A 6,205-nucleotide genomic window follows, 5' to 3' on the forward strand; every position below is an offset into this window, starting at 1 on the left:
GTCCGGCACGCCCGGGACGCCCAGGTAGGCCCACGGCCCGCCGGGCGCCCCCGCGGCGGCGTCCACGAGCACCAGGTCGACGTCGGCGGTGTCGAGGATCAGAGCGGCGTCGTGCGGCATCAGCGGGACGACGGTGGCCGTACGGGCGAGTTGCCCGGCGGCGGCCAGGCCGCGGACCCCGGCCACGATCAGGCCCGTGATACGCGAGCCGACGATCAGCCGATCCTCGTCACGGGCGCTGAACATCGGGCGTTCGCGGGCGTCGACCGAGGTGACGACGTTGGGCGCGCCGCGGTGCCGCCACATGCGGTACAGCTCGCGCGGCAGCCGGACGACGCCCTTGCCGGGGCTGCGCGCCGCGTCGGTGACGGCGCGGCCGACCCGCAGCGAGGTCGACTCCTCCAGAGCCGCGACCCGCGACTCGAGGATGCGCACCCTCGCCTCCCGGTCGGCCAGCGCCGCCTTGAGCCGGGACACCTGCCGGTCAGCCATCGAGCAGTCCCTTCGAAGACGGTCCGTCCGCGATCCGCGGGGTATGCGACCTCTCCCTCCGGTCAGCCATCGAGCCACCCTTCCGCGATCCGCGCGATGCGCGGACCGGCCTTGCCGTCCCACAGCGGCGGGACCTCACGCTCGTCACCGGACGACGCCAGCGCCTGCTCGACCGCGGACACCAGCCCGTCGGCGGTGACGAGGCGGTTCGTGCCGTGCGTGATGGTGATCGGCCGCTCGGTGTTGGGCCGTACGGTCAGGCACGGCACGCCGAGGATCGTGGTCTCCTCCTGCACGCCGCCGGAGTCGGTGACGGCGGCGGCGGCACCGCGCACGGCCGCGACGAAGTCGACGTAGCCGAGCGGCTCCAGCAGCGTCACGCGCGGGTGGTCGTCCAGGCCGGCCTCGGTCAGCACCCGGCGCCCGCGCGGGTGCACCGGCATGACCACGTCGGCCAGGTCGGCGATCTCGTGCAGCCGCTTGACCAGCCCGGCGGCGACCTGCGGGTCGTCGACGTTCGCCGGCCGGTGCAGCGTCGCGACGATGTAGCGCTCGGGCAGGCCGTGGGCCGCGCGCACCGCCTCGGTGTCGAAGGAGTCCAGGTGCGCGAGCAACGTGTCGATCATCGGGTTGCCGACGAAGTGCACGCGGTCGAGGTCCTTCCTTCCACCCCCGTGGCTGCGCCCCACCACCCCCTCGGCGGCGAGATGCCCGACGGCTTCGGGGCTGGTGACGAACAGCAGGTTCGAGAGCTGGTCGACCAGCCGCCGGTTGACCTCCTCGGGCATGGTCATGTCGAAGCTGCGCAGCCCGGCCTCGACATGGGCGACCGGGATGTGCAGCTTGGCCGCGACCAGCGCGGCGGCGATGGTGGAGTTCACGTCGCCGTACACCATGACGAGTTCGGGTGAACGCTCGATGAACTCCTTCTCCAGGGCGACCATGATCGCCGCGGTCTGCGCGGCGTGGCTGCCCGAGCCCACCCCGAGGTTGACGTCCGGCTCGGGCAGGCCGAGCTCGCGGAAGAAGACCTCGGACATGCGTTCGTCGTAGTGCTGACCGGTGTGGATCACTCTCTGCTCGCGGCCCGCCCCGGAGGCGGACCCGCGCGGCCCGGACAGGGCGGCGATGACGGGCGCGGCTTTGACGAAGTTCGGCCGGGCGCCGAGGACGTGCGCGATCACGTTTGCCTCTCGTTCATTGAAGGTGCTTAGCCTCGCCCGCCATGCAGGTGGCCAAGTTGATCTTTTTCTCCGCCGCGCTGGCCTGGCGGCACGCTCGCGACGACCCACGGCGTGCGGTCCGGCTCGCCGTACGCCTGGCGCTCCGCCTCGTTCCGGGGAGAGTACGCCCTCGCCTGGCGAAGCTGGCAAGGCCGACTCCGAAGTCCGACGAGACGCGTGACCTGCACTCCCTGCTGGCCGCCACCAGGACGGCCACGCCGCAGCGGGCCACGGGACCTCGCGACCCCGCCCGGGTGCTGCACTTCGTCACGAACGCGCTGCCGGCCACCCAGGCCGGGTACACCGTGCGGACGCAACGGATCGTGGTCGCCCAGCGAGAGCTGGGCCTGGACCCGCACGTCGTGACCCGGCTCGGGCATCCGCTCGCCCAGGGGATCACCGACGCGCGACCCGAGGTCGCCGTGGACGGGATCCCGTACCACCGCCTGCTGCCGTGGCTGCCGCCGCACGGCCCGGTGCGAGAGGTCCGCAAGGCCGCCGACCTGGCCGGACGCCTCGTGGAGCGGCTCCGCCCGTCCGTGCTGCACGCGGCCAGCAACCACATGAACGCGGCCGTCGCGCTGGAGTTGCGCGACCGCTACGGCGTGCCGGTGGCCTACGAGGTGCGCGGCTTCCTGGAGGACTCGTGGCTGTCGCGCGACCCGGCGCGGACCGAGCACGATGAGTTCTACCGGCTCACCCGCGAGGTCGAGACGGCCCGCATGCGCGCGGCCGACCTCGTCGTCACCCTCGGCGACGCCATGCGCGAGGAGATCGAAAGCCGCGGCGTGGACAACGTGCTCGTCGTGCCGAACGCCGTCGACGACTCGTTCCTGGAGCCTCTGCCCGACGGCGCCAAGCTCCGCGCGGAGCTCGGCATCGCACCGGGTGACGTCGTGGTCGGGCTGACCTCGACGTTCTACGGCTTCGAGGGCATCGCCACGCTCATCGAGGCCGCCGCCCTGCGCCGCGACTTCGCCCTCCTGCTCGTCGGCGACGGGCCGGAGCGTCCGGCGCTGGAGCGCCGCGCGGCCGAGCTGGGGGTCCCGGCGATCTTCACCGGCCGGGTGCCGGTCGATCAGGTACGTCGGTATCAAGCCGTCCTCGATGTGTTCGCGGTCCCGCGAACCGCGGACCGTGTGTGCCGGCTGGTGACTCCGCTGAAGCCGTTGGAGGCGATGGCAGGGGGAATCCCAGTAATAGCAAGTGATGTCAGAGCCCTTCGCGAAATCATCGAACCGGGCGTGACCGGAACGTTAACAGTTCCGGAAGACCCGGAATCATGGGCGAATTGCCTGGACCAGCTCATTTACAGTCCGAAGACACGCGGCGAAATCGGACAAGCCGGTCGAGAGTGGGTCGCCCAATACCGCACCTGGCGAGCCGTCACAGCTCGATATCTCGACCGCTACCGGGAAATCGCCTCCACCGCATCGTGAAGGGAGCCACCTGGTGGACCTGGTGGTCATCGGACTCGGATACGTCGGCCTCCCGCTGGTGCGGGAGGCGTGCCGCGCCGGGCTGAAGGTCGGCGGGCTGGACCTCGACGCGCGCGTCGTGGCCGGGCTCAAGGCGGGGCTCTCCCACGTCGACGACGTCAGCCCGGCCGAGGTCGAGGAGATGCTCGCGGCGGGCTTCACGCCCAGCCGCGACGAATCGGTCCTCGAGGGTGTACGCACGATCGTGATCTGCGTTCCCACGCCCCTGTCGGCGGACGGCGGACCCGACCTGACGGCCGTGCAGAAGGCGGCGCAGACGGTCTCGCGGCATCTGGAGCCGGGCATGCTGGTCGTACTGGAGTCGACCACCTACCCGGGCACGACCGAGGAGGTCGTCGCGCCGATCCTCGAGGAGTCCGGCCTGAAGGCGGGCGAGGAGTTCCACCTGGCCTTCTCCCCCGAGCGCATCGACCCGGGCAACCCGGTGTACGGGGTCAAGAACACCCCCAAGATCGTCGGCGGCATGACCCCGGCCTGCGCCCACGCGGCCGCCGGGTTCTACGGCAAGTTCGTCGAGCAGGTCGTCCAGGCCAAGGGCACGCGCGAGGCCGAGATGGCCAAGCTGCTGGAGAACACCTACCGGCACGTCAACATCGCGCTGGTCAACGAGATGGCGGTGTTCTGCCACGAGCTCGGCATCGACCTGTGGGACGCCATCGGGTGCGCGTCGACCAAGCCCTTCGGCTTCCAGGCGTTCTACCCGGGCCCCGGCGTCGGCGGGCACTGCATCCCGATCGACCCGAACTACCTGTCCTACAAGGTGCGCTCGCTCGGCTACCCGTTCCGCTTCGTCGAGCTCGCCCAAGAGATCAACGACCGGATGCCGCGGTACGTGGTCGAGCGGGCGCAGGCCCTGCTCAACCGCGAGGGCCGGGCGATGAAGAACGCCAAGGTCCTGCTGCTCGGCGTGACGTACAAGGCCGACATCGCCGACCAGCGCGAGTCGCCGGCGCGACCGGTCGCGCGGCGGCTGCGGAAGATGGGCGCGGACCTGACGTTCCACGACCCGCACGTGGAGGACTGGGAGGTCGACGGCGTCGCGGTGCCGCGCGCCCGTGTGCTCTACACGGCGCTGGCCGAGGCCGACCTCGTCGTCGTCCTCACGAACCACGCCGAGTACGACGCCGACACGCTGACCCGGCACGCGCGCCTGCTGTTCGACACCCGCGGCCGTACGCGGATGGCGGACGAGTCGGCCGCCGAACGCGTCGAATTGCTGTGAACTGATGGCCGTGCCGAATTCACCGGATGTTCGCCTTGCCACCACAGACTCGCGGTGAAGTGAAATCGATGCGGGTATTCGTCTCTACGGTCGTGCACCATCCAGAGGACGCGCGAATTCTGCACCGGCAGATTCGAGCATTGCTCGACGCGGGTCATGAGATCACTTACATGGCGCCTTTCCGCGCGTGCAATGTCACGCCCTGGCCGGAGATCATTCCGGTGGACGTGCCGCGCGCGACCGGCCGCCGCCGGCTGCACGCGCTGCGGATGGCGCGGCCCGCGCTGCGCGAGCGCGGTGCGGCTCGCGACCTCGTCCTGCTGCACGATCCGGAGCTCCTGCTCGCCGTGCCGCGCCGGCTGCGCTCACGCACCGTCTGGGACGTCCACGAGGACACCGCGGCGGCTCTGGGCGCCAAGGGCTGGCTGCCGGCGCCGATGCGGATACCGCTGCGGTTCGCCATACGGCGGCTGGAGCGGCGCGCGGAACGCCGGATGAAGCTGCTGCTCGCCGAAGAGGGGTACCGCACGCGGTTCCGCGAGACCCACCTCGTCGTGCCGAACACCACCAATGTCCCGGACATCCCGCCCGCGCCGCCGGGCGACGAGCGGGTGGTCTACGTCGGGCAACTCTCGATGGCCCGCGGCGCCGCCGACCTGATCGAACTCGCGCGGACGCTCCAGGCCGACGGGATCACCCTGGAGCTCATCGGCGCGGCCGACGCCGGCGTACGGCCGCTGCTGCGCGAGGCGCAGCGGACGGGGCTGCTGCGCTGGTACGGCTTCGTGCCGAACGACCGGGCGCTGCGCATGGCCGAAGGCGCCATCGCGGGGCTCGCGCTGCTGCACGACTCGCCGAACTACCGGCACTCGATGCCGACGAAGGTCGTGGAGTACATGGCGCGGGGCCTGCCGGTCATCACCACGCCCAACCCGATCGCCGCGGAGATCGTCACCGAGAACGCCTGCGGCCTGGTCGTGCCGTTCGAGGACCCGGCGGCCACGGCGGCGGCGGTCCGGCGACTCCGCGACGACGCCGCGCTGCGCCTGGACATGGGCAAGCGGGGTCACGAGGCGGCGCGCGCCCGCTACCACTGGCCCGAACAGGCACGCCTGTTCGTCGCCCAACTGGAGGACTGGGCCTCCGCCCGGGCCTGACCCACCCCGCCGACGGGCGGGATCAGGCCGTGTCACGAAGCCGGGCCGCGACCAGGCCGACCGGACGCGTGAGCATGTCCGGCGGCACCCCGATCGTCCGGCCCACCCGCACGTCAGGTCGTGGCGCGGAGCCGGGCCGCGATCAAGGTGGCCAGGTGCGTGGGCATGTTCGGCAGCCCCCCGGTGACCGTCACGATCGTGCGGCCCACCCGCATCACCACCGTTCCCGACGGGGCGCCCAGGCCGTACGCCGCGTCGCCGGCCCGGACCGGGTCGCGGACGCTGCTCTGCGTGTCGCGGGCCGCCCAGAACAGGGCCGAGGCCGTGTTCGCGTCGGCCGCGACCCACTGGACCGTGACCGACAGAGTCGCGGCGTCGCGTTCGGGTCCGTCCGACGCCCGGCGCTTCTGGTGGCGGAGGCGGTAGGTACAGCCGGCCGGCAGACGAACGCCCTCGACGTGGGTCGTGGTCGGCTCCGGCACGTATCCGCGCGGCACGTCGTGCTTGCTCAGCAGGGAGCACGCCTGGGGCCACTCGCGCGCCGGCACCCCGGCCAGCTCCGGCGGGCCCGCCCCGCGGATCCCGCCGCGCAGGGCGACCAGCCGCGCCCCG

The 6,205-nt window shown here is 72.0% G+C and carries 5 protein-coding genes and 1 pseudogene; 3 read left to right on the plus strand and 3 right to left on the minus strand.

All coding sequences use genetic code 11. The features are described 5' to 3' along the window. Both ACFFNX_RS38995 and wecB read right to left on the minus strand, forming a co-directional pair. Positions 1–492: pseudogene (locus ACFFNX_RS38995) on the minus strand (hypothetical protein); the annotation flags it as partial. Positions 493–554: 62 nt separating this feature from the next. Then, a complete protein-coding gene (gene wecB / locus ACFFNX_RS39000; protein ID WP_378211175.1) occupies positions 555–1,673 on the minus strand; it encodes a non-hydrolyzing UDP-N-acetylglucosamine 2-epimerase in 1,119 nt (372 codons plus the stop codon). Positions 1,674–1,723: 50 nt separating this feature from the next. Between wecB and ACFFNX_RS39005 the strand changes: the two genes are divergently transcribed. From ACFFNX_RS39005 to ACFFNX_RS39015, 3 genes are all read left to right on the plus strand, one after another. Beyond that, complete coding sequence (locus ACFFNX_RS39005) at positions 1,724–3,154, plus strand: glycosyltransferase family 4 protein (protein WP_378211177.1); 1,431 nt, start codon at positions 1,724–1,726, stop codon at positions 3,152–3,154. Between the two features lie 13 nt (positions 3,155–3,167). Beyond that, the gene (locus tag ACFFNX_RS39010) at positions 3,168–4,436 is read left to right on the plus strand and encodes a nucleotide sugar dehydrogenase (protein WP_378211171.1); all 1,269 of its coding nucleotides are present in this window, start codon (positions 3,168–3,170) and stop codon (positions 4,434–4,436) included. A gap of 68 nt (positions 4,437–4,504) precedes the next feature. Further along, positions 4,505–5,593, plus strand: coding sequence for a glycosyltransferase (locus tag ACFFNX_RS39015; protein ID WP_378211172.1), 1,089 nt, complete (start codon positions 4,505–4,507; stop codon positions 5,591–5,593). A gap of 113 nt (positions 5,594–5,706) precedes the next feature. Here the strand turns inward: ACFFNX_RS39015 and ACFFNX_RS39020 are convergent. Further along, a partial coding sequence (locus ACFFNX_RS39020) for a hypothetical protein (RefSeq protein ID WP_378211173.1) occupies positions 5,707–6,205 on the minus strand: 499 nt, incomplete at its 5' end.

Source organism: Actinoallomurus acaciae, from assembly GCF_042429965.1.
Lineage (GTDB): Bacteria > Actinomycetota > Actinomycetes > Streptosporangiales > Streptosporangiaceae > Actinoallomurus > Actinoallomurus acaciae.

What these genes read in the sequence shown, in the direction of transcription:
- ACFFNX_RS39015 (WP_378211172.1), top strand. Translation starts at nt 4,505, where the DNA reads ATGCGGGTATTCGTCTCTACGGTCGTGCACCATCCAGAGGACGCGCGA.